The 20,974-nt window shown below is 72.2% G+C and carries 28 protein-coding genes, 1 other RNA gene and 2 pseudogenes; 8 read left to right on the forward strand and 23 right to left on the reverse strand.

Features of this window, described 5'->3' with window-relative positions; all coding sequences use genetic code 11:
- From J5Y09_RS22300 to J5Y09_RS22340, 9 genes and pseudogenes are all read right to left on the reverse strand, one after another.
- Positions 1–327: pseudogene (locus tag J5Y09_RS22300) on the reverse strand (hypothetical protein); the annotation flags it as partial.
- A gap of 18 nt (positions 328–345) precedes the next feature.
- Positions 346–840, reverse strand: a complete 495-nt coding sequence (tolR, locus tag J5Y09_RS22305; RefSeq protein ID WP_209354067.1) for a protein TolR — start codon at positions 838–840, stop codon at positions 346–348.
- A gap of 4 nt (positions 841–844) precedes the next feature.
- Positions 845–1,588, reverse strand: coding sequence for a protein TolQ (gene tolQ / locus J5Y09_RS22310; protein ID WP_209354068.1), 744 nt, complete (start codon positions 1,586–1,588; stop codon positions 845–847).
- Positions 1,589–1,657: 69 nt separating this feature from the next.
- Positions 1,658–2,125, reverse strand: coding sequence for a YbgC/FadM family acyl-CoA thioesterase (locus J5Y09_RS22315; protein ID WP_209354069.1), 468 nt, complete (start codon positions 2,123–2,125; stop codon positions 1,658–1,660).
- Positions 2,122–3,156: a Holliday junction branch migration DNA helicase RuvB gene (gene ruvB, locus J5Y09_RS22320; RefSeq protein ID WP_209354070.1), complete on the reverse strand. Its 1,035-nt coding sequence runs from the start codon at positions 3,154–3,156 to the stop codon at positions 2,122–2,124. Before ruvB ends, J5Y09_RS22315 begins: the two co-directional genes overlap by 4 nt.
- Positions 3,153–3,770, reverse strand: coding sequence for a Holliday junction branch migration protein RuvA (gene ruvA, locus J5Y09_RS22325; protein WP_209354071.1), 618 nt, complete (start codon positions 3,768–3,770; stop codon positions 3,153–3,155). Before ruvA ends, ruvB begins: the two co-directional genes overlap by 4 nt.
- Complete coding sequence (ruvC, locus tag J5Y09_RS22330; protein WP_209354072.1) at positions 3,767–4,285, reverse strand: crossover junction endodeoxyribonuclease RuvC; 519 nt, start codon at positions 4,283–4,285, stop codon at positions 3,767–3,769. Before ruvC ends, ruvA begins: the two co-directional genes overlap by 4 nt.
- A 39-nt stretch (positions 4,286–4,324) precedes the next feature.
- Positions 4,325–4,699 (reverse strand): annotated as a pseudogene (locus J5Y09_RS22335) (YkvA family protein); the annotation flags it as partial.
- 12 nt (positions 4,700–4,711) lie between these two features.
- Complete coding sequence (locus tag J5Y09_RS22340) at positions 4,712–5,464, reverse strand: YebC/PmpR family DNA-binding transcriptional regulator (RefSeq protein WP_209354074.1); 753 nt, start codon at positions 5,462–5,464, stop codon at positions 4,712–4,714.
- 118 nt (positions 5,465–5,582) lie between these two features.
- Between J5Y09_RS22340 and J5Y09_RS22345 the strand changes: the two genes are divergently transcribed.
- On the forward strand, positions 5,583–6,215 hold the full coding sequence (locus J5Y09_RS22345; RefSeq protein WP_209354075.1) for an MSMEG_1061 family FMN-dependent PPOX-type flavoprotein: 633 nt from the start codon (positions 5,583–5,585) through the stop codon (positions 6,213–6,215).
- 3 nt (positions 6,216–6,218) lie between these two features.
- On the opposite strand, the gene J5Y09_RS22350 is transcribed toward J5Y09_RS22345, so the two are convergent.
- Both J5Y09_RS22350 and J5Y09_RS22355 read right to left on the reverse strand, forming a co-directional pair.
- Positions 6,219–7,178 carry a tripartite tricarboxylate transporter substrate binding protein gene (locus J5Y09_RS22350; protein ID WP_209354076.1) on the reverse strand — a complete coding sequence of 320 codons (960 nt, stop codon included), beginning with the start codon at positions 7,176–7,178 and terminating at the stop codon, positions 6,219–6,221.
- A gap of 28 nt (positions 7,179–7,206) precedes the next feature.
- A complete protein-coding gene (locus J5Y09_RS22355) occupies positions 7,207–8,112 on the reverse strand; it encodes a dioxygenase family protein (RefSeq protein ID WP_209354077.1) in 906 nt (301 codons plus the stop codon).
- 156 nt (positions 8,113–8,268) lie between these two features.
- On the opposite strand from J5Y09_RS22355, the gene J5Y09_RS22360 reads away from it, so the two are divergent.
- Positions 8,269–9,312, forward strand: coding sequence for a 5-methyltetrahydropteroyltriglutamate--homocysteine methyltransferase (locus J5Y09_RS22360; protein WP_209354078.1), 1,044 nt, complete (start codon positions 8,269–8,271; stop codon positions 9,310–9,312).
- Between the two features lie 138 nt (positions 9,313–9,450).
- Here the strand turns inward: J5Y09_RS22360 and J5Y09_RS22365 are convergent, their stop codons facing one another.
- From J5Y09_RS22365 to J5Y09_RS22395, 7 genes are all read right to left on the reverse strand, one after another.
- Entirely contained in the window at positions 9,451–10,203 is a 753-nt protein-coding gene (locus J5Y09_RS22365; protein ID WP_209354079.1) for an SDR family NAD(P)-dependent oxidoreductase, read from the reverse strand.
- A 26-nt stretch (positions 10,204–10,229) separates the two neighbouring features.
- The gene (locus J5Y09_RS22370; protein WP_209354080.1) at positions 10,230–11,021 is read right to left on the reverse strand and encodes an SDR family NAD(P)-dependent oxidoreductase; all 792 of its coding nucleotides are present in this window, start codon (positions 11,019–11,021) and stop codon (positions 10,230–10,232) included.
- Positions 11,022–11,033: 12 nt separating this feature from the next.
- A complete protein-coding gene (locus tag J5Y09_RS22375; RefSeq protein WP_209354081.1) occupies positions 11,034–11,852 on the reverse strand; it encodes a TIGR00282 family metallophosphoesterase in 819 nt (272 codons plus the stop codon).
- The gene (locus tag J5Y09_RS22380; RefSeq protein ID WP_342451533.1) at positions 11,849–12,439 is read right to left on the reverse strand and encodes a 5-formyltetrahydrofolate cyclo-ligase; all 591 of its coding nucleotides are present in this window, start codon (positions 12,437–12,439) and stop codon (positions 11,849–11,851) included. Before J5Y09_RS22380 ends, J5Y09_RS22375 begins: the two co-directional genes overlap by 4 nt.
- Positions 12,440–12,922: 483 nt before the next feature.
- Positions 12,923–13,077, reverse strand: a non-coding RNA gene (gene ssrS, locus J5Y09_RS22385) — 6S RNA.
- A 9-nt stretch (positions 13,078–13,086) separates the two neighbouring features.
- Positions 13,087–13,431, reverse strand: coding sequence for a cell division protein ZapA (locus tag J5Y09_RS22390; RefSeq protein ID WP_209354082.1), 345 nt, complete (start codon positions 13,429–13,431; stop codon positions 13,087–13,089).
- Positions 13,431–13,646: a hypothetical protein gene (locus J5Y09_RS22395; RefSeq protein ID WP_209354083.1), complete on the reverse strand. Its 216-nt coding sequence runs from the start codon at positions 13,644–13,646 to the stop codon at positions 13,431–13,433. The genes J5Y09_RS22390 and J5Y09_RS22395 overlap by 1 nt, the downstream gene beginning before the upstream one ends.
- An 89-nt stretch (positions 13,647–13,735) precedes the next feature.
- Between J5Y09_RS22395 and J5Y09_RS22400 the strand changes: the two genes are divergently transcribed.
- The 4 genes from J5Y09_RS22400 (at position 13,736) to J5Y09_RS22415 (ending at position 16,290) form a co-directional block, all read left to right on the forward strand.
- Positions 13,736–14,197, forward strand: coding sequence for a hypothetical protein (locus J5Y09_RS22400; protein ID WP_342451534.1), 462 nt, complete (start codon positions 13,736–13,738; stop codon positions 14,195–14,197).
- A 62-nt stretch (positions 14,198–14,259) separates the two neighbouring features.
- The gene (locus J5Y09_RS22405; RefSeq protein ID WP_209354084.1) at positions 14,260–15,180 is read left to right on the forward strand and encodes a class I fructose-bisphosphate aldolase; all 921 of its coding nucleotides are present in this window, start codon (positions 14,260–14,262) and stop codon (positions 15,178–15,180) included.
- 83 nt (positions 15,181–15,263) lie between these two features.
- The gene (gene thiE / locus J5Y09_RS22410; protein WP_209354085.1) at positions 15,264–15,890 is read left to right on the forward strand and encodes a thiamine phosphate synthase; all 627 of its coding nucleotides are present in this window, start codon (positions 15,264–15,266) and stop codon (positions 15,888–15,890) included.
- Positions 15,891–15,972: 82 nt separating this feature from the next.
- Positions 15,973–16,290, forward strand: a complete 318-nt coding sequence (locus J5Y09_RS22415; RefSeq protein ID WP_209354086.1) for a VOC family protein — start codon at positions 15,973–15,975, stop codon at positions 16,288–16,290.
- A 3-nt stretch (positions 16,291–16,293) separates the two neighbouring features.
- On the opposite strand, the gene J5Y09_RS22420 is transcribed toward J5Y09_RS22415, so the two are convergent.
- Both J5Y09_RS22420 and J5Y09_RS22425 read right to left on the reverse strand, forming a co-directional pair.
- On the reverse strand, positions 16,294–16,698 hold the full coding sequence (locus tag J5Y09_RS22420; RefSeq protein ID WP_209354087.1) for a BLUF domain-containing protein: 405 nt from the start codon (positions 16,696–16,698) through the stop codon (positions 16,294–16,296).
- A 64-nt stretch (positions 16,699–16,762) separates the two neighbouring features.
- Positions 16,763–17,116 carry a hypothetical protein gene (locus tag J5Y09_RS22425; RefSeq protein ID WP_209354088.1) on the reverse strand — a complete coding sequence of 118 codons (354 nt, stop codon included), beginning with the start codon at positions 17,114–17,116 and terminating at the stop codon, positions 16,763–16,765.
- Positions 17,117–17,195: 79 nt separating this feature from the next.
- On the opposite strand from J5Y09_RS22425, the gene J5Y09_RS22430 reads away from it, so the two are divergent.
- The gene (locus tag J5Y09_RS22430) at positions 17,196–17,930 is read left to right on the forward strand and encodes an FkbM family methyltransferase (RefSeq protein ID WP_209354089.1); all 735 of its coding nucleotides are present in this window, start codon (positions 17,196–17,198) and stop codon (positions 17,928–17,930) included.
- Between the two features lie 24 nt (positions 17,931–17,954).
- Positions 17,955–18,800 carry a TauD/TfdA dioxygenase family protein gene (locus J5Y09_RS22435; RefSeq protein WP_209354090.1) on the forward strand — a complete coding sequence of 282 codons (846 nt, stop codon included), beginning with the start codon at positions 17,955–17,957 and terminating at the stop codon, positions 18,798–18,800.
- Between the two features lie 66 nt (positions 18,801–18,866).
- On the opposite strand, the gene J5Y09_RS22440 is transcribed toward J5Y09_RS22435, so the two are convergent.
- The 3 genes from J5Y09_RS22440 to epmA are packed head-to-tail and all read right to left on the reverse strand — an operon-like array spanning position 18,867 to position 20,956.
- Complete coding sequence (locus J5Y09_RS22440) at positions 18,867–19,178, reverse strand: c-type cytochrome (protein ID WP_209354091.1); 312 nt, start codon at positions 19,176–19,178, stop codon at positions 18,867–18,869.
- Positions 19,179–19,182: 4 nt separating this feature from the next.
- Positions 19,183–19,878 carry a hypothetical protein gene (locus J5Y09_RS22445; protein WP_209354092.1) on the reverse strand — a complete coding sequence of 232 codons (696 nt, stop codon included), beginning with the start codon at positions 19,876–19,878 and terminating at the stop codon, positions 19,183–19,185.
- Positions 19,879–19,933: 55 nt separating this feature from the next.
- Positions 19,934–20,956: an EF-P lysine aminoacylase EpmA gene (epmA, locus tag J5Y09_RS22450; protein WP_209354093.1), complete on the reverse strand. Its 1,023-nt coding sequence runs from the start codon at positions 20,954–20,956 to the stop codon at positions 19,934–19,936.
- Between the last annotated feature and the right edge of the window lie 18 nt (positions 20,957–20,974).

Genomic DNA, 20,974 nt, shown 5'->3' on the forward strand with positions numbered 1-20,974 from the left:
CGGCGCGGGCGGCGGCGGGGGCGGCGGCGGCGGGGGCTCGGGCGGCGCGTTGCGCGGCGGCGTGGGCGCCGGGGGCTCGGGCGTCGGCGGGGTGGGCGGGGCGTTGGGCGACGGCGGGGCGGGCACCGGCGAGGGCACGTCGGCCTGGGCCAGCAGCGGCGGGCCGGGGCTGACGAGCTCGACCGAGATCCCCTGCTCCTCCGGCTCGGGGATCGGCCGGGCGAGCACGAACAGCGCGCCGATCGCCAGGATCAGCGCGTGCAGGCTCGCCGAGACCATGCCCCAGCGGTTGAGCGTCATCCGTGCGGCCCAGGCGGGACGGCCCACCTTTCCGCTCCCCTTTCCTCAGCGCGGCGCGGACGGCCGCGCGGGGGCGGCTGGGGCCCCGCCGGGGCGCGGCCCGGCCGGCTGTTCGGCCAGCAGCGCGACACGGGTGAAGCCGGCGCCGGCGATGGTGCCCATCACCTCCATGACGCGGCCATAGGCGATGGCGCGGTCGCCGCGGACGAAGATCCGCCGCTCGGCCGCGCCGGCCGGCTGGTTCGCCATGATGGCGCGCAGCCGGGGCACCAGGTCCTCGACCGTCACCTCGGTTTCCTGGAGGAAGACGCGGCCCTCGGGGTTCACCGTGATGGTGAGGGGCTCGGTCTCCTGGTTCAGCGGGGATGCGGCGGTGCGCGGCAGGTCGACCGGCACGCCCACGGTCATCAGCGGCGCGGCGACCATGAAAATGATGAGCAGCACGAGCATGACGTCGACGAAGGGCGTGACGTTGATCTCGGACATCGGGCGGTAGCGGGACCGGCCACTGGGCCGGCCGCCGACGAGGGGGGCGCCCATCGCGCTATTCCGCCGCGGTCGCCGCGGGCGCGGCCTTGTCGTTGGCGGCCATTTCCGTCTGGCGGGACAGGATCGCGGCGAATTCCGTCGCGAAGGATTCCATCCGGCCCGCGAAGCGCGCGAGGTCGGTGTTGATCTTGTTGTAGGCGAGCACCGCCGGGATCGCCGCGATCAGGCCGATGGCGGTCGCGAACAGCGCCTCCGCGATGCCGGGTGCGACCACCGCGAGGTTGGTGTTCTGCATCCCCGCGATGGCGGCGAAGGAGTTCATGATGCCCCAGACCGTGCCGAACAGGCCGATGAAGGGCGCGACCGAACCGACCGAGGCGAGGAAGACCATCCAGCGTTCCAGCCGGTCCATCTCCCGCCCGATCGTCACCGCCATGGCGCGCTCGACGCGCTCCTTGGCACCGCCGAGCAGCGCGCCATTGCCCGCGCTGCGGCGCCATTCGCGCATCGCCGCCCCGAAGACGGCGGCGATCGGATGGGTCGGTTCCTCCCCTTCCCGCGCGAACAGGTCGTCGAGGCTGCCGCCGGACCAGAAGCGGTCCTCGAAGGCGTCGGCCGCGCGGTTCGCCCGGCGCAGCCCCGTCACCTTGTCGAACACGATCGCCCAGACCCAGATGCTGGCGATCAGCAGCCCGATCATGACGGACTTCACCACCCAGTCCGCCTGGAGGAAGAGCCCCCAGAGCGAGAGGTCGTGCGCCGCCTGTCCGAGCGCCTGAGCCGTCACCGTGCCGTTCACGCGGTCTCTCCTTCCTCGCCCCCGGTCGGGGGCCGGCGGCCGCGGCCGCCTTGCATGACTTCGTCGCCTTCAGCCCGCCGCCGGCAGGACCAGGCCCTTGAGCACCGACCGCCAGGGTTCGGGCAGCGGCACCGGCTTCAGCGCGGCCTGGTCCACCGAGACCAGCCCCACCTTCAGCCCCGCGAGCCTTTCGCCCGGCGCCTCGGACCCTTCCTCCGCCAGGCGGACCGTCTGGTCGAGCAGGATCTGGGCGCCGGTGACCCTGAGGATCGCGGTCTCCACGACCACCCGCGAATCGAGACGGGCGGGCCGCCAATACTCCACTTCGACGCGCCGCACCACGAGCAGCGCTCCATGACGTTCTATCATCAGATTGTGTGGCAACCCAATGGCGCGCAAGGATTCCGTCCGCGCACGCTCCGCCCAGTGCAGATACCGGGCGTGATAGGCCATCCCGCCGGCGTCGGTATCCTCGAAATACACGCGCAGGTAGTGGCGATGTATCCTGTCTGATGCGGCTGGTTCAGGCCCGGTCATATGTCCTGGTCCCGCAACAGATCGAGTTGCGCGACCATCCCCGCCGGCGGCGCCAGCCCCAGGTGCCGCCAGCCGCGCTCGCCCAGCATCCGCCCGCGCGGGGTGCGCAGCACCAGCCCTTCCTGGATCAGGAAGGGCTCGACTACTTCCTCGAGCGTGTCGCGCCCCTCAGCCAGGGCGGCCGCCAGCGTCTCGATCCCCACCGGCCCGCCGCCGTGATGCTCGGCGATGCGCAGCAGGTAGCGCCGGTCCATGGCATCGAGGCCGAGCGCGTCGACCTCCAGCCGCCGCAGCGCCGCGTCCGCCATGGCGCGGTCGGCGACGCGGTTCTCCACCATGGCGAAGTCGCGCACGCGGCGCAGCAGCCGGCCGGCGATGCGCGGCGTGCCCCGGGATCGCCTGGCGATCTCCATCGCGCCGTCGTCCGACAGCGCGAAGCCCAGCTTTCGCGCCCCGCGCGTGACGATGCCGTGCAGTTCCTCGGCCGTGTAGAAGACCAGCCGCAGCGGGATGCCGAAGCGGTCGCGCAGCGGCGTCGCCAGCAGCCCGGCGCGCGTCGTGGCGCCGATCAGCGTGAAGGGCGGGATGTCGATGCGCACGGTGCGCGCCGCCGGCCCCTCCCCGATGATCAGGTCGAGGCAGAAATCCTCCATCGCAGGATAGAGGGTCTCCTCGATCGCGGGCTGGAGGCGATGGATCTCGTCCACGAACAGCACGTCGCGCGGCTGCAGGTTGGTCAGGATGGCGGCGAGGTCGCCCGATCGCTGCAGCACGGGGCCGGAGGTCGCGCGGAAACCCACGCCGAGCTCGCGCGCGACGATCTGCGCGAGCGTCGTCTTGCCCAGCCCCGGGGGCCCATGGAACAGCACGTGGTCCATCGGTTCCGCCCGCGCCTTGGCCGCGGCGATGAAGACGGCGAGGTTCTCCCGCAGGCTGGCCTGCCCGGTGAAGTCGGCGAGCGTCTGCGGGCGCAGCGCGTGCTCGCCGTAGTCGTCCTCGTGCCGGTCGGGCGAGGTGAGCCGCTCGCTCATCGCGCCATCTCCTTCAGCCCGTCGCGGATCAGCGCGTCGAGCGTCGCACCCTCACCCAGCCGCTTGGCGGCGCGGGCGATGGCGGCGGCCGCCTGGGGCTGCTTCCAGCCGAGGTTCACCAGCGCGGAGACGGCGTCCGCCTCCGCCCCCTGTTCCGGCGCGATGGCGGGCAGCGCGCCTTCGCCATCCGCATCGGGCGTTGCGCGGCCGACCGCCCATTTCTGCATCGCGGGCTCGTCCACGATGCGGTTGGCGGTCGCCGCACCCAGGCCCTTCACCTCCGCCAGCCGCTTGCGTTCCTTGGCGGCGATGGCGCGGGCAAGGCCATCGGGGCTGAGCGAGGACAGCACGATCAGCGCCTTCTGCGGGCCGACCGTCTTGACCTCGATCAGCGCGCGGAAGGCCTCGCGCTCGGTCGCGTCGGCGAAGCCGAACAGGGTGATCGCGTCCTGGCTGACGCGGGTTTCGACCAGCACGCGGTGCGGGCCTTCGCGCGTCGTCAGCGCGTCGAGCGTCTTGCGCGAGCAGGAGAGCAGGTAGCCGACGCCGTTCACGTCGAGGATGCAGCCGCCTTCATGGGTGCTTTCCACCCGGCCCTTCAGCAGCCCGATCATGCCGGCTGGTATCCGCGGGCGAGCGCCTGCCGCGACGACCGGTGATGCGCGTGGCAGATCGCCACCGCGAGCGCATCCGCGGCATCGGCGCGCTTGAAGGTCACGCCGGGCAGCAGGTGCTTCACCATCGCCTGCACCTGGTCCTTGGCCGCATGGCCGTTGCCGACGACGGCACGCTTGACCTCCATCGCGCCGTATTGCGCGACGGCGAGCCCGGCCAGCGCCGGGGCGAGCACCACGACGCCGCGCGCCTGGCCGAGCTTCAGTGCGCTGTCCGGGTTGCGCGCGACATAGGTGTTCTCCACCGCCGCTTCCTCCGGCGCGTGCAGGTCGATCACGGCGGCGAGGCCGCGATGCAGCGCGAGCAGCCGGTCGGGCAAATCCTCGGCCGGGGTGGTGGAGATCACGCCCTCGGCGACGAAGCGCAGGCGGAAGCCGTCATGCTCGATCAGCCCCCAGCCGGTGTGCTGGAGGCCCGGGTCGAGGCCGAGGATGCGAATCGGGGCGCGCGCCATGGCGCCGGCCTTCTAGCAGAAGCGGCCGCGCGCCGCCCGTCAGCCCGCCACCCAGGGCCAGAGGACGCGGATGAGCCAGGCCGCGGCGAGGACCCAGAGGAGGAGGATGAAGGCCGCGCCCCCCCGGCTGACCGGCCGCGCCGCCGCGGCCGCCGCGCTCGCCCGGTGTTCGGCCATCAGCGCCGGCGGAATGAGGCGGATCGCCAGCAGGATCAGCAGCGGCAGCAGGATCGCGTCGTCCAGGTAGCCGAGCACCGGGATGAAGTCCGGGATCAGGTCGATGGGCGACAGCGCATAGGCCGCGATGCCGATGGCGAGCAGGCGCGCCGCCCAGGGCGTCCGCGGGTCCCGCGCCGCGAGCCAGAGCGCGTGCACGTCGCGCCGGATCGCGCGCGCCCAGTCCCGCAGCCGCGCGAGCATGGCGGCTCAGGCCGCCGAGAGCCGCTCCGCCGCCGCCGCGTCCACCTCGAAATTGGCGTAGACGGTCTGGACGTCGTCATGGTCGTCCAGCGCATCGATCAGCTTCAGCACCTCGCGCGCCCGTTCCTCGTCGAGGTCGATGGTGGTCGACGGCCACCATTCGAGCTTCGCCGCCTCGGCCTGGCCGAACTTCGCTTCCAGCGCGTCGCGCACGGCGGCGAAATCCTCGACGCTGGTGCTGACCTCGTGGCCGTCCTCGTCCGATTCCACATCCTCGGCGCCGGCCTCGATCGCCGCTTCCAGCATGGCGTCGGCCGAGCCGACGGCGGGCTTGAAGCGCAGCACGCCCTTGCGCTCGAACTGGAAGGCGACCGAGTTCGTCTCCCCCAGCGCGCCGCCGTTCTTGGCGAACATGGAACGCAGGTCGCCGCCGGTGCGGTTGCGGTTGTCGGTCAGGGCCTCGACGATGATGGCGATGCCGTGCGGGCCGTAGCCCTCGTAGCGCACCTCCTCATACCCCTCGCCCTGCCCGGCATCCGAGGCGCGCTTGATGGCGCGGTCGATCGTGTCCCGCGTCATGTTGGCCACCAGCGCGGCCTTCACCGCGGCGCGCAGGCGCGGGTTCATCGCCGGGTCGGGCAGGCCCATCTTGGCCGAGACGGTGATCTCGCGGATCAGCTTGCCGAAGGCCTGGGCGCGCTTGGCACCCTGGGCCGCCTTGCGGTGCATGACGTTCTTGGCGTGCGAATGGCCGGCCATGGAGGCCTCTCTCCGTCGGAAACCGGGGCTTCGGGAATGCCGGGCTTCTAGCCGCGCCCCGCCATCCGGGGCAAGCGGAGGCTGGCGGACCGCCCCGGCGCCGGGCCAGACTGCCGCCATGGACACGCAATCCCCCGCCGACCCCTTCGCCGTCACCACCGAAGCGCGCCTGCGCGAGATCTACGACCAGCCGCTCGAAGGCCCGATCAAGAAGGTGACGCACCGGATCGAGGGAACGGCCCGCGCCTGGATCGCGGCTTCGCCCTTCTGCATCCTGTCCACCGTCGGCAGCCGCGGCGTGCACGCGACCCCGCGCGGGGACGCGCCGGGCTTCGTCGCCGTGGAGCCCGACGGGACGCTGCTGATCCCGGACCGGCGCGGCAACAACCGGCTCGATGCGCTGCGCGACATCCTCGAGGACAACCGCGTCTCGGTGATCTTCTTCGTCCCCGGCGCGTCGGAAGTCCTGCGCGTGCACGGTACCGCGCGCATCACGGCCGACCCGGCGCTGACCGGCCGCTTCGTCGAACGGGGCAAGGCGCCGGCGACGGTGCTGGCCGTCACCGTCACCGAGCTGTTCATGCAATGCGCCAAGTCGATCATGCGCTCCCGCCTGTGGGACGGGCGGGCGCGGCCGGCGGGGCTGCCCAGCATGGGGCAGCTCATCGCCTCCCACCGCGCCGACGGCGCCGTGGATGCCGCCGACTACGACCGCGAGGCGCCGGCACGCCTCGAGGCCACGATGTACTGAACCTCAGTTGAGGCGGATGCCGCGCAGCACCTCCGCCTTCTGGGCGATGTCGTCGGCCAGCCGGCGGGCGAAGTCCTCGCGGGCGAGGAAGTAGTTGGCGGGCTGGGAGCCGGTGCGCGCCGCGGTGCGATAGGCCTCGCTGTTCGCGGCACTGGCGCAGGCGGCCTCGATGCGCGCGATCCGGTCCTCCGGCGTGCCGGCCAGCACGAAGAGCCCGCCGAAGGAGGCGGGGGCGACGTCGAAGCCCTGCTCCACCGCCGTCGCGGCGTCGGGGAAGTCGGGGTGGCGCTGCCGGTCGAACACGGCGAGCACGCGGATGTCGCCCCGCCCCGCGGCCGAGCCCAGCACGATCGAGCCTACATCGATGCGGCCCTGCAGGACCTCGGTCATCACCGCGGCGTCGGCGCGATAGGGCACGTGCTCGATCTCGGCCCGCGCCGCGCCGAGCCACTGCACCATGGCAAGGTGCGGGATCGAGGTGACGCCGAGCGTGCCATAGGTCATCCGCCCCGGATTGGCCTGCGCCGCGCGCTGCAGGTCGGCCAGCGTGCGGATCGGGCTGTCGGGACGCACGACCAGCGCCATCGAATTGCTGAACACCTGGCAGACCGGGCGGAAGGATCCCGTCTGCAGCCCGGAGGTCGGCTGCGTCACCGGCAGCACCGAGGCGACGAGCGCGGGCATGAACAGCACCGTGTAGCCATCCGCCGGCGCGCGCAGCACGGAGACGGACCCCACCACGCCCGCCGCGCCGTCGCGGTTCACGACGACGACGGACTGGCCGAGCGGGGCGGACATCTGCGCGGCGAGCGCGCGCACCAGCAGGTCGATCGCATTGCCCGGCGGATAGGGCAGCACGACCTGCACGGCGCGGTTGGGGAAGGCCTCCTGCGCCGGCGCGGGGTTCGGCAGCGTGGCGGCCACGGCAAGTGCTGCCGCGCCCAACAGGCGTCGGGTGATCATTCTTGGTTACCTCCCTTGGGGAATGCGGTCAGCCGGCGGGGACGAGCCTGGACGGGTCGGAACCCACGCGCCCCGCGCCCTCGCCCACGTCGCGCGACAGGGTGAAGTCGTAGCGGATCGCCGGCACGCCCTGCACGGGTGCGTCCGGCAGCCCCTCCGCCGGCGTCACGACGAGCGACTTCGACACGCCGAACACCGTGTCGCTGTCCACATGCGGGTCGTCGCCGAGATAGAGCGCGGTGACGAGTTCGCGGAAGCCGGGGGCGGCGACCAGCAGGTGGATATGCGCGGGCCGGAAGCCGTGCCGGCCCTGGCGGCGGACCATCTCGCCGACCGGCCCGTCCATCGGGATCGAGTAGCCGATCGGGCGCAGCGTGCGCAGGTGATAGCGCCCTTCCGCGTCACAGGTCAGGCGCGCGCGCATGTCCATCACGGACGGGTCGTTGGCCTGCAGGTCGTAGAGCCCATCGGCATCGGTCTGCCAGATATCCACCACCGCGCCCGGCACCGGCTGCCCCGCCGCATCCACGACCTGGCCATAGAGCAGCAGTTCAGGCCCTTCGGCATGCCGGGCAATGCTCTCCCCGAGGCCGATGGTCGGCGCATCCTCCCGGAAGAAGGGGCCGAGCAGGCTCGTCTCGGTCCCCGCCGCCTCCCGCCCCTTCGCGTCATGCATCACGTTCACGAGCCGCGACAGGCCGAGCGTGTCGGACAGAAGGATGAATTCCTGCCGGTAGGGCGTGCAGGCCTGGCCGACGGCGGTGAGGAAGGCGATGCCCTTCAGCCATTCGTCGGGGGCAAGGTTCACCTCGCGGGCGAAGGCGTGCAGGTGGCGCACGGCGGCGTCCATGATCTCCCGCATGCGTGGGTCGGGCGTCGTCGCCATCTGGGCGATGACGGCATCGGTGATGCCGTCGATATCGAAATCCTTCATCCGATGCTCCTCCCGCGCCCCGGCGCATCCGCGCCCGGCGCCGCTGAACCTGGGATGGCGGGGCCGCGCGGTCAATCGGGCATGGCACCGGGCGCTTGCCGGCGCGCGGTCCCGGCCCTATCCGGGGCCGAACCCGCCGCCGGAGACGCAAGAACCATGAGCACCACCAGGACGTTGCTGCCGACCACCGTCGTCGGCTCCTACCCCCAGCCCGCCTGGCTGGTGGACCGCGCCATCCTGACGAAGAACAACGTCGTCCCCCGCGTGCGGCTGAAGGAGATCTGGCGCGTCGCGGAGGATGCGCTGGAACAGGCCCAGGACGACGCGACGCTGATCGCCATCCGCGACATGGAACGCGCCGGCATCGACATCATCACCGATGGCGAGATGCGCCGGGAATCCTATTCCAACCGCTTCGCCCTCGCGTTGGATGGCGTCGACGTGGACAACCCGGCGATCGTCAGCGGCCGCATGGGCAAGCCCACGCCGGTGCCGCGCGTGACCGGCCCGATCACCCGCCGCCACGCGGTCGAGGTGCGCGACGTGTCCTTCCTGCGCGCCAACACCGACCGCCAGGTCAAGATCACCCTGCCCGGCCCCTTCACCCTGTCGATGCAGGCGCATGACGAGCACTATGGCGACCCCGAGGCGCTCGCCATGGCCTATGCGGCGGTGGTCGCCGAGGAAGCGCGCGACCTGAAGGCCGCCGGCGCCGACGTGATCCAGCTGGACGAGCCCTGGCTGCAGGCGCGCCCCGAGCAGGCGAAGCAGTATGGCGTGAAGGCGATCAACCGCGCGCTCGAGGGCGTGGAGGGCACGACGGTCGTGCATCTGTGCTTCGGCTACGCCGCGCTCGTCTCCGACAAGCCCTCGGGCTACTCCTTCCTGCCGCAGCTGGCCGACAGCATCGCGGCGCAGATCTCGGTCGAGGCGGCGCAGCCGAAGCTCGACCTCGGAATGCTCAAGGACCTGTCGAACAAGACGATCATGCTGGGCGTGCTCGACCTCGGCACGACCGAGGTCGAGACGGCCGAGCAGGTGGCCGACCGGCTGCGCGCGGGGCTGCGCCACGTGGCGGCGGAACGGCTGGTGGCCGCGCCCGATTGCGGCATGAAGTACCTGCCGCGGGATCGCGCCTTCGCGAAGCTCAAGGCGCTGGCGGACGGCGCCGCGATCGTGCGGCGCGAGCTGGCGGGCTGAACGACTGAATCGCGGCCGGCGCAAGCCGGCCGAGGCCGCGAAGGCGGCCCGCCGCGAGCGCGGCGAGCCCAGCGCGCGCCCGGCGCCCGAGGACACGAAAACACTGATGGCGGCGGCCGAATCCTGCGGCCGTCGATATCAGTGGAAGACCCGCCCCGCGTCGATCACCACCGTCTGGCCGGTCATCGTCCCGGTCCGGCACATGGTGACGACCATCTCCGCGCAATCCTCCTTGTCCGCCGCGCGCTTGAGCAACGAGGTGGAGGCGGAGCGCTCGACCTGCGCGGCCGTCAGGTTCGCCGTCGCGCGCGTGCCCTCCAGCAGCCCGGGTGCGACGCAGTTGACCAGCACCTCCGGCGCCAGCGCCACCGCCATGCAGCGCGTCAGATGGATCAGCCCGGCCTTCGACACGGCGTAGGCGATCGACGATCCGGTCGGCGTCAGCCCGGCGACGGAGGCGATGTTGACGATCCGCCCCTGCCCCTGCGCCTTCATCACCGGCGCCACCGCCTTGGTCAGCAGCATCGGCCCGGTCAGGTTCACCGACATGATCTTCTGCCAGAGCTCGGGCGTGAGGGAATCGAGGTCCTGGAAGGCGATCGCCTTGTTGAAGGCCGCGTCGTTCACCAGGATGTCGAGCCGGCCGAAGCGCGCCGTGACGGCGGCGACCAGCGCGTCGATCGCCGCGCCGTCCGCGATGTCGCAGCCGAAGGCCTCGGCCTGGACGCCATGCGTGGCGGCGAGGTCACGTGCCACACCTTCCGCCTGGTCCCGGCTGTTCGCGTACATCACCGCGACATGCGCGCCCTCGCGCGCCAGCGCGTGGCAGATCAGCTGCCCGAGCCCGCCATTGCCGCCCGTCACCAGCGCGACCGCGCCCTTGAGTTCCATGCCGTCCTCCCCCTACCCGCGCCGGGCTACAGCAGCCCGCGGGCGATGCCGCCATCGACGTTGACCGTCTGCCCCGTGACATACGCCGCGCGCGGGCTCGACAGCCACACCACCATCGCCGCGACTTCCTCCGGCGTGCCGAAGCGGCCGAGCGGGATCTCATGCGCGAATTCGGCGATGACGTCCTCGGCCGAGACGTTGCGCTCGGCGGCCATCTTCGCCGCGCGGTCGGTCCACAGCCGCGTCAGCGTGCGCCCGGGGGCGACGCAGTTCACGCGGATGCCCTCGGCCGCGTATTCGCCGGCGAGCGTCTTGGTCAGCCCCAGCAGTCCCGCCTTGTGGACGTTGGAGACGACCTGGTTCGGATAGGGCATGCGCGACGCCGCCGCGCCCAGCAGCACGATCGACGGCGCGGCACCCTGGCGCAGCAGCGGCAGCGCGGCGCGCACGGTGCGCACGGCGCTCAGCACGTTGAAGGTGTAGTTGCCGATCCAATCGGCATCGCTCAGCGCCTCGAAGCCCGAGCGGATCGACCCGCCCACCGCATCGACCAGCGCATCGAGCGCGCCCCAGCGCGTGGCGACATGGCCGAGCAGCGCATCCGCCGCCCCCTCCACCGTAATGTCCGCGACCGCGGTCGCGGGGCGCCGCCCGGTCGCGGCCGCGATGCGCTCCGCCGCCGCGGCGATGCCCGCGGGGTCGCGCGACGCGATCAGCACCTCCGCCCCCTCGGCCGCCAGCATCTGCGCCGTGGCGAAGCCGATCCCGGCCGAGGCACCCACCACCAGAACGCGCCGCCCGGCAAAGCCCAGATCCATACGCTGTCTCCCTCAGGGCATCGCCGGGGCGAGCGAACCACCCAGGCGCAGCGGCGCGACGCGCCGGGCGAGGCCCGTCGCATCGTCCGTCTCGACGAACAGGCCGCAGATCGTGGCCGCCCCTTCCGCCGGGGCGAGCCGTTCCGCCGGCACCTTGCGCCAGAAGCGGATCGCCGCGCCGCCCTTCTGCATGCCGATCACGCTGTCATAGTCGCCGCACATGCCCGCATCGGTCTGGAAGGCCGTCCCGCCCGGCAGGATGCGATGGTCGGCCGAAGGCACATGGGTGTGGGTGCCGATGACGAGGGAGGCGCGGCCGTCGAAGGAATGGGCCATCGCCTGCTTCTCGCTCGTCGCCTCGGCGTGGATGTCCAACACCACCGCCTGCACCGCGCCCTGCGCGCCCATCGGCATGCGTGCGAGTTCCGCCTGCACGGCGCGGAACGGGTCGTCGAGGAAATCCCCCATGAAGAGCCGGCCCATCGCCTGCACGACCAGCGCGCGGCGCCCACCGGGCAGGTCCACCACCGTCGCGCCGCGCCCGGGCGTCCCGGGCTGGTAGTTCAACGGGCGGATGAGGCGCTTCTCCTCCTCGATGTAGGGGATGATTTCCTTGCGGTCCCAGGCGTGGTTGCCGAGCGTCAGCACGTCGGCGCCGGCCGCGAACAGACCGCGCGCCATGTCGGGGGCGAGGCCGAAGCCGTGCGAGGCGTTCTCGGCGTTCACCACCACCAGGTCGAGCGCGAGGTCACGGCGCAGGCCGGGCAGCGCTTCGGCCACCGCGTCGCGCCCCGTCCGCCCGACGATGTCGCCGAGAAAGAGAATCCTCACGCCGGTCCTTCGCAGTCGATCACGCCCTGTTCCGTCGCGATGCGGCGGAGCCGGACGTCATGCGGCCCGGCGGGAACCTCCTGCACTTCCTGCACCGCATAGGCAATCCCGAGCGCGGTCGCGCCAGGCAGGCCGGCCAGCGTGCGGTCGTAGTAGCCGCCGCCATAGCCGAGCCGCCGGCCCGCCCGGTCGAAGGCGAGCAGCGGGACGATGAGCCAGTCCGGCGTGACGGGCGCGGCATCCGGTCCCGGCTGGCTTGTGCCCATCGGGCCGGGCACGAGACGGTCCCCCGGCGCCCAGCGCCGGAAGGCGAGCGGCAGGCCGCGGCGCGGTGTCACGGGCAGGCAGATTGCATGCATTCGTGCATACAACGCTTCCATCAGGGGCCGCGGGTCGATCTCCGCCCCCATCGGCCAGAAGCCGGCGATGACGGCCCCCTGCGGCGGCGGGCAGGCGGCGAGCACCGCATCCCGTACGGCCACCCCCGCAGAGTTTGGATCGAGCCCCGAGCGCCGCGCCATCGCCGCCTTCCGCGCCGCGACCTTGGCGGCCGCGAGCACTGGCGTGTCGGGATCACCGGCGTTCACGGCGCCTCACCCATCCAACTGAACCGGTCTCCCGGATAGAGGCCCAGCCTCGATCCGGGAGCGCAGAGCGCGACCGCGCCCAGACCACCCGCCCCACCGGGCGATCCAGTCCAGCGCACAAAGGCAAGCGCCGCGGATGCGGCCCGCCCGCCGTCTGAGGGACAAAAACACGGATCGAGGCCCTGCCTCGATCCGCGAGCGCGAAGCGCGACCGCGCCCAGACCAACCGCCCCACCGGGCGATCCAGTCCATGGCGCGAAGGCAAGGGCCGCGGATGCGGGCGGCCGCGGTCTGAGGGACAAAAAACGGATCGAGGCCCAGCCTCGATCCGCGAGCGCGAATGCGCGACCGCGCCCAAACCGACAGCCACACTGGGCGATCCAGTCCAGGGCGCGAAGGCAAGGGCCGCGGATGCGGCCCGCCCGCCGTCTGAGGGACAAAAAAACGGCAAGTTCCTTCCGAGGCTCCGCCTCGGAAAGAACGTGCGGAGCCACCCTGGCCGCTGGCGTCTCATCCTCCCAAGGCCTGCTTTCGCAGGTGGGCACCAGGTATCCGAACCACGGCCCGGACAGAGCCAGCTCCCGGAGGATGTGCATTGGCCCCGGGGATGAAGTGCCTGGCGCACCGGGCAGCCCCGCCCCTTGAACCTAGGCGTCCTCAAGGGTCGCGGCAATGGCCTCGATGGCGTCGGCGATGCGGTTCAGCCGCGCGGCGAGCGCGTGGTCGGGCTCGGGCGCGGCCGCGATCGGGGCCGCGACGGCCCCGCCCGCCTTCAGGGCGGCGACCTCCGTCTGCAGGTCGCCGGTCTCGTCGGCCAGTTGCAGGGCGGCCAGCAGCAGCATCCGCGTCTCGCCGAACTGCATGCCCATGGCCTTCAGAGCGCCGATGCGCTTGTCGACCTCGGCGGCCATGTTCGTCAGGTGCCGTTCCTGCCCGTCCTGGCAGGCGACGGGGTGGGAATAGCCGCCGACGCGGACCGTGACCTGGGCCATCAGCCTTCCTCGCCGAGCACGCCGCGCAGGCGGGCGATGGTGGTATCGAGCCGTGCGGCGAGTGCGGCGACCGCGGCCGGGTCGACGCCCGGCGGGCTGCCGCCATCCATCGCCGACGATGCCGCGGGCCGTGCCGCGGCGGCGCGCGAAAGCCGCTGCACCGCTGCCTCGAGCCGCGCGGCCGCTGCCGCCACCGGGTCCGTCGACTCGCTCATCCGCCCCCTGGGATCCACTGCCCTTGCCCCGCGCCGGGCGGCGCGGGTACCCCGGAAAGCCTTGGCAGAGAGGAACCTCGGGGTCAACGGTGACAGAACGTCTCAGCATGCCGCCGGCGGTCACGGTGCACGGGCTGGCGGGCGCGACGGCGGCGCTCGCCGCGGCCGGCCCTGCCGGGGTGCTGCTGCTCTCCGCCCCCGGCGCGGGCGGCTTCGCGGGCGCGGCCTGGTTCCTCGCCATGGTGCGGGCGGCCGCGGGGCGGCATGCCGGCGTGCCGCACCAGGCCGCGATCGACTGCGCGGATGCGGCGGGGACGGCGCTCGCGGCCTTGGGCGAAGGCGCGCGGCTGATCGTGCTCGATGGCGCCTGCCCGGCCTTCGGCGCCGTCGCGGCGGCGGCGGAGCAGGCCGGTGCGCGGGTGCTGCCCGCACGGCCGCCGGCGCTCGACCTCGCCACGCTCGACCTCGGCCGGCGGGACGATCTCGCGAAACTGCGCGCATGGCTCGCCATGGAAGCGCCACAGCCTCCGGCGAAACCCCGCGCCCCGTGACAGGGCGGGCGCGCTGCGCTATCCGCCCGGCGCCGCACCGAGACCCAGAGGAAGGACACGCCATGAAGCTGACCCGCCGCGTGAAGGAGATTCTCTCCTGGTACGAGAGCGACAATCCCGGGACCAAGGCGAACCTCGCCCGCATCCTGATGGAGGGGAAGCTCGGCGGCACCGGCCGCATGGTGATCCTGCCCGTCGACCAGGGCTTCGAGCACGGCCCGGCCCGCTCCTTCGCGCCGAACCCGGCGGCCTATGACCCGCACTACCATTTCGAGTTGGCGATCGAGGCGGGGCTCAACGCCTATGCCGCGCCGCTCGGCATGATCGAGGCGGGGGCCGCGACCTTCGCCGGCTCGATCCCGACCATCCTCAAGGTGAACAGCTCCAACAGCCTGTCCACCACCAAGGACCAGGCCGTGACGGGCTCGGTCTCCGACGCGCTGCGCCTTGGCTGTTCCGCGATCGGCTTTACCATCTATCCGGGCAGCGAATACCAGTTCGAGATGATGGAGGAGCTGCGCGAGCTGGCCGAGGAAGCCAAGGCCGCGGGCCTCGCCGTCGTGGTCTGGTCCTATCCGCGCGGCCCGATGCTGGACAAGGTCGGCGAGACGGCCTTCGACATCTGCGCCTATGCCGCGCACATGGCCGCGCTGATGGGCGCGCACATCATCAAGGTGAAGCCGCCGATGGAGCCGCTGTCGCTGGACGCGGCCAAGAAGGTCTACATCGAGCGCAAGATCGACGGCTCCGACATGGCCGCGCGCATCCGCCACATCGTGCAGACCTGCTTCAACGGCCGGCGGCTTGTCGTCTTCTCGGGCGGCGAGGCGAAGGGCACCGACGCGCTGCTGGCCGAGGTGAAGGCGATCCATGCCGGCGGCGGCAACGGGTCCATCGTCGGCCGCAACGCCTTCCAGCGGCCGAAGGAGGACGCGCTGAAGCTGCTCGCCTCCATGATCGAGGTCTACAAGTCCAAGGCGTGAGACCGGAGGGGGCGCCGCCCCCTCCACCCCCCGCCGGGGAGGCCGTGCCTCCCCGGACCCCTGCCGGCACCGGGAGCAGCATCATGACCGAAGGCTGTCGGCTTTATCTTATCACACCGCCGAGGCTCGACCCGGCGGCGTTCCGCGAGACGCTGGCCGCCGCCCTCGATGCCGGGGACGTCGCCTGCCTGCAACTGCGGCTGAAGGACGCGGCGCAGGACGACGTGAAGCGCGCCGTCGAGGCGCTGATGCCCGTCTGCCACGCGCGCGACGTCGCCTTCATCCTGAACGACGACGCCATCCTCGCGCATCGCCTGGGCTGCGACGGGGCGCATCTGGGCCAGTCCGACGGCGACCATGCCGGGGCGCGCATGCTGCTCGACGGCAAGATCCTCGGCATAACCTGCCACGCCTCGCGCCACCTCGCGATGACGGCGGGCGAACAGGGGGCCGACTACGTCGCCTTCGGCGCATTCTTCCCCACCGACACGAAGGAGACAGCGCACAGCGCCGGCACCGACCTGCTGGAGTGGTGGAGCGAGATGATGGAGATCCCTTGCGTGGCCATCGGCGGCATCACCGCGGCCAATTGCGCGCCGCTGGTGCGCGCGGGGGCGGATTTCCTCGCCGTGGTCGGCGCGGTGTGGAACCACCCGGACGGCGCGGCGGCGGGCGTGCGGGCGATGAACGCGGCGATCGCGGCGGCCTGATGCGCCCGGCGCTGGTGCCGGTCTGGGCGTCACGGACATCGATGCGAGCCTGCGCTTTTGGCGCGACCTGTGCGGCTTCGCCGTGCTGTACGACCGGCCCGAGGACGGCTTCGCCTGCATCGAGCGCGACGGCGCGCGCATCATGCTCGACCGGCTGGGATCGATGCGTGACTGGCTCGCCGCGCCGGCCGAACGGCCCTTCGGGCGTGGCATGAACCTCGAGATCGCGGTCGCATCGGTCGCCCCCCTCCTCACGGCGATGGACCGCGCGGGCTGGCCGATGTTCCTGCCGGTCGAGGAGAAGGCCTATCGCGTCGGCGACGGCGTGGTGCGCGTGCGGCAGTTCATCGTGCAGGATCCCGACGGCTACCTGGTGCGCTTTTCCGAGCGCCTGGCCTGAACCTCAGGCCGCGCGCGGCAGCCGCGACAGGCGGCGGAAGATCGTCAGAGCGTGCGCGGCCGTGGTGGACTGCAGCACGCCCTCCCGCACCTCCTCCCTCGGCCACATCCAGGATTGCGGCGGGTCGTCGCGCATGGTCCAGGAAGCGAACATACGCTCGGGCGTGTCGCCGCAATGCAGGATCGTCGCCTCCACATGCCGGTCGTCGCGCAGGATGCGGCCGAAGGTTTCGGTCACCGCGGCCCGCGGGCCTTCCAGGATCTGCAGGAACAGGTCGGCGCGGCAGACCAGCGAGCCGGTGATGCCGTTCCGCTCGTTGTGCCGGCAGGCGGACACCAGGATGTCGTCCAGCGTCCCTTCATGGAAGCCGAAGGGGCGGGAGACGTAGATCAGCTGAGAGAGGCGCATCGGCGGCGGAGCCTTCCGGTCTGCCCGATCATGGCCCGTTTCGGCGCCGCTGCCCAGCGCCGCGTCAGGGGGCCCGGCGCCGCACCCCGTCGCGGATGAAGACCCGGAAGGGCGTGGTGCCTTCCGCATCCCCGTCCAGCGCCCGCCAGGCGCCGTTGGTGCACAGGATGCCGCCCTGCGCCGGCACGGCCTCGAACAGCACGATGTTGCGGTACACCGTCCCGTCCGGCGTGGTGGCCGTGAAGCGCGTCAGGCAGCGGTCGCGGATCACGACGGGCTCGTATTCGCCGATCATGATGCCGCCCCCGCCCGTGCTCTCGAACATGGCGGGCAGCGGGGGCCAGGCGGCGTAGTCCTCCTCGGCCCGTGCGGTGATGGCGATCGCGGCGAATGCCGCGGCGAGAACAAGGCTGCGCATCGATCCTCCTCCGCCCCCGTCGCGGGGCGCGTCCGGCTGCGATACGCTCCGGCGGACCGAACGGATGCAGGGCGCGCGCATGGACGAGATCACCTTCCACACCCTGCTGCACCGGCCGGGCACGCTGGTCGATGTTGGCGCGCATGACGGGCTGATCGCGATCCCGCTCGCCCGCCTCCCTTCCTCCCGCGTCATCGCCTTCGAGCCGCTGCCGCCCGCCTTCGCGCGACTGCAGGACGCGCTGGCGCGCGAATTCGGCGGCCTGCCCGCCCATGTGGACTGCCGCGCCGCGGCCCTTGGCGACACCGCGGGCGAGATCATCCTGTCCATGCCCGTGCTCGACGGCGTCGCGCAGGAACAATGGGCGAGCACCGCCAAGGACTACCGCGCCCACCTGTCCGGCCGCGTGACGGTCGAGCGCTTCGCGGTGCCGCTGCTGCGCCTCGACGATCTCGCCATCGCCGACCTCACCGCCATGAAGGTCGATGCCGAGGGCGCGGAATACGAGGTGCTGCGCGGCGCGCGGGAGACGCTGCTGCGCTGCCGCCCCGTCCTGACGCTCGAGATCGAGGAGCGGCACCGGGAAGGCAGCACCTGGGCCGTGCCCGCCTTCCTCGACGCGCTCGGCTACGAGGTGCTGTTCGAGCTGCGCGGCGAATGGCATCCGGTCGCCGCACTCGACCGCGCGACGATGCAGCGCGCCTCCCCCGACCCGTCGGTCTTCGAGGCCTCCGACCCCTATGTCTTCGTCTTCTACGCGCTGCCGCGGGAGGATGCGGCGGGCATGCTGGCGCGCCTCCGGGCCGCGTCGTAACCTTCGCGCAAACGGAGGAACGCCATGTCCATCACCGCGCAACGCCTGACCGTCGCCCGCGCCTCGGGGTCCTGCGGCGCGGAGGTTTCGGGCCTCGATGTCTCCGCGCCGCTGGACGACCGCACCATCGCGGAGCTGCGCGCCATCTGGCTCGAACATGGCGTGATGTTCCTGCGCGACGTGCACCTGCCCCCGCGCGACTTCCTCGCCTTCGCCGCCCGCTTCGGCACGCCGGTGGAATACCCCTTCGTGCGCGGGCTGGACGGCTTCCCGCAGATCACGCCCGTCATCAAGGAACCGCACGAGCGGATCAATTTCGGCGGCGTCTGGCATTCCGACACCGCCTATCTGGAACGCCCGCCCATGGCGACGATGCTTCTCGCGCGCGAGGTGCCGCCGGCCGGCGGCGACACGATCTTCGCCGATGCCCGCGCGGCCTACGACGCGCTGTCGCCGGGCCTGCGCGCGACGCTCGACGGTTTGCGCGCCATCAACTCGTCCAAGAAGGCGGATGCGTCCAAGACCCGGGAGGACCGGCAGAAGGAACGCGGCGCGGTGACGAATGCCGAGGTGCTGGAAGCCGCCCACCCCGTGGTGCGCACCCATCCCGAGACCGGCCGCCGCGCGCTGTACGTCAATCTCGGCCACACATCCCAGTTCGAGGGCTGGACGGTCGAGGAATCGAAGCCGCTGCTCGACTTCCTGTTCGCCCACATCATGAAGCCGGAGTTCACCTGCCGCTTCCGCTGGGCGCCGGGCTCGCTCGCCCTGTGGGACAACCGCGCGGTGCAGCACTACCCGGTCAACGACTACCACGGCCACCGGCGGGAGATGCACCGCATCACGCTGCAGGGCGACGTGCCGGCCTGATTCGGACAAAATCGCGTGGTCCGCGCCGCCCCACCCGCGAGGATGCGGGGCGGGGCGCGGCACCTTCTATCGCTCCAGGCTGCGGAGATAGGCGAGGAACGCCTCCACCTCCGCCCGGTCGAAGGATTGTTCCGGCATGTCCGGATGGCCGGTGACGATGCCCTCGGCCAGCGATTCCGCCAGCTGGTCCACCGGATAGCGGCGATGCAGGTCGCGGAAGGCGGGCGCGTTGGCCCGCGGGCTCGCCCCCGTGCGCCCCACCGCGTGGCAGGAAGCGCAGCGCGCCTCGGCGATCCGCTCGCCCCGCGCCGCCTGGTCCTCCGCGCGCGAGCCGCAGCCCGCCAGCAGCAGCAGCACGACAAGGGCCCCGCGCATCATCGGTTCAGCACCCCGACAGCGAGGCCTGCGCGAAGCCGCGCACGTCGCTCGCCGTCACGTTCAGCGTGAATTCCACATTGCCCAGCACCACCGGGTGGCGCTGCGGCAGGCCGGTCAGGTTCAGCGTCTCGCCCCCAGCCACCGTGACGGCGACATTCGCCGCGCGGGCGAGGTCGTCGGTCGGCGCCGGCGCGCTGACCACCACGCGCACAACGCCGTCCTGCAGTTCGATCCCCGCGCCGTCCGGCACGCGGCCATAGGCGATGGCGAAGCGGCGCGTCGTCCCGCGCCCTTCGCAGCGGCGGATCGGCCCGGCATCGCGCACCACCTGTTCCATCCGCGCCCGCGGCACGCCCGCGCCGATGCGGCCCTGCACCAGGGAGAACAGCGCGGCCGCGTCGCCGCGCGGCACGTCCTGCTCGTAGCGCCGCTGCAGCGCGACCATGTCCGCCCGCGCCTGGCGCAATTCGCCTTCCAGCGCCGCGTTGCGCGCGTAGACGTCCCGCGCATCGGCCGAGAGGTTGGCGATCCGTCGTTCCAGAGCCGTGACTTCCGCCCGCGCCAGTTCGAGCCCGCTCTGATACGACCAGACGCCGAGCCCCAGGAATATGCCGATGATCAACAGCCACTTCGCCGCCCGCAGCATGAACTGCCCGCGGCGGCGGCGCCTCTCCCGGCTGTATTTCGTCCCGATCGCCATCAACCCACTGCTTTTTCAGCGCGGGGGCCTTTAGACGCGACGCGGCGGCGCGGGGTCAAGACACGGGAAGCCACAGCACGTCCTCGATCGTCCTCGCACCGGCCGCCAGCATCGCCAGCCGATCGAAGCCGAGCGCGATCCCGGCCGTCGCCGGCATCCCCGCTTCCAGCGCCGAGATGAAATCCTCGTCCACCTCCCAGCCATGCTCGCCGGTCAAGCGGCGGCGCTCGGCGTTCGCTTCCTCGAACCGCGCGCGCTGTTCCGCGGCATCCGTCAGCTCGTCGAAGGCGTTGGCCAACTCGATCCCGGCGACGAACAATTCGAAGCGCAGCGCGGCGCGCGGGTCGGCCGGATCCCGCCGCGCCAGCGCGGCCTGCGGTGCGGGCCAATGCGTCAGGAACGTCGCCCGCCCGCGCCCGATCGCCGGTTCCACCCGTTCCAGCAGCAGGCGGAAGAACAGGTCTTCCCACCCCTCCCCCTCCCGCGGCGCGAAGCCGCGCGCAGCCGCCGCGTCGCGCAGCCGCCCGGCATCGCCCTCGGTCGCGAGGATGTCGAGCCCCTCGCAATGCCGCTCGAAGGCCTCGGCCATGGTCAGCCGCTCGAAGGGCAGGCTCAGGTCGCATGCCACGCCCTGGTGCTCGACCACCGGGGGGCAGACGGCGCGGACGAAGGCCTCTGTCTCCTCCATCAGCCCCTCGAACCCCAGCCCGGGCCGGTACCATTCCAGCATGGTGAATTCCGGCGCGTGCCGGGCCGAGACCTCCCCGTTCCGCCACACCCGCGCCAGTTCGAAGACCGGCCCGCAGCCGCCCGCCAGCAGCTTCTTGATCGCGATCTCGGGCGAGGTGCGCAGCCACAGCGCCCGCCCGGACCCCGCGCCCAGATGCGGCTCGAACCGCGTGGCGAAGGCGCGGATATGCACCTCCGCCCCCGGGGCGGGAACCAGGCTCGGCGTCTCCACCTCCCGATACCCGCGCGCGACGAAGAAGGCGCGCGTCGCCGCGGCCAGCCTGGCGCGGGCATCGAGGAACGGCAGCCGCGCGGCGAGCCGCTCGGGGTGCCAGGGGGCTTTGTCCATTGTGCGCGGGGCGCCCTT

Source organism: Roseomonas nitratireducens, from assembly GCF_017813355.1.
In the GTDB taxonomy this organism is placed as follows: domain Bacteria; phylum Pseudomonadota; class Alphaproteobacteria; order Acetobacterales; family Acetobacteraceae; genus Neoroseomonas; species Neoroseomonas nitratireducens.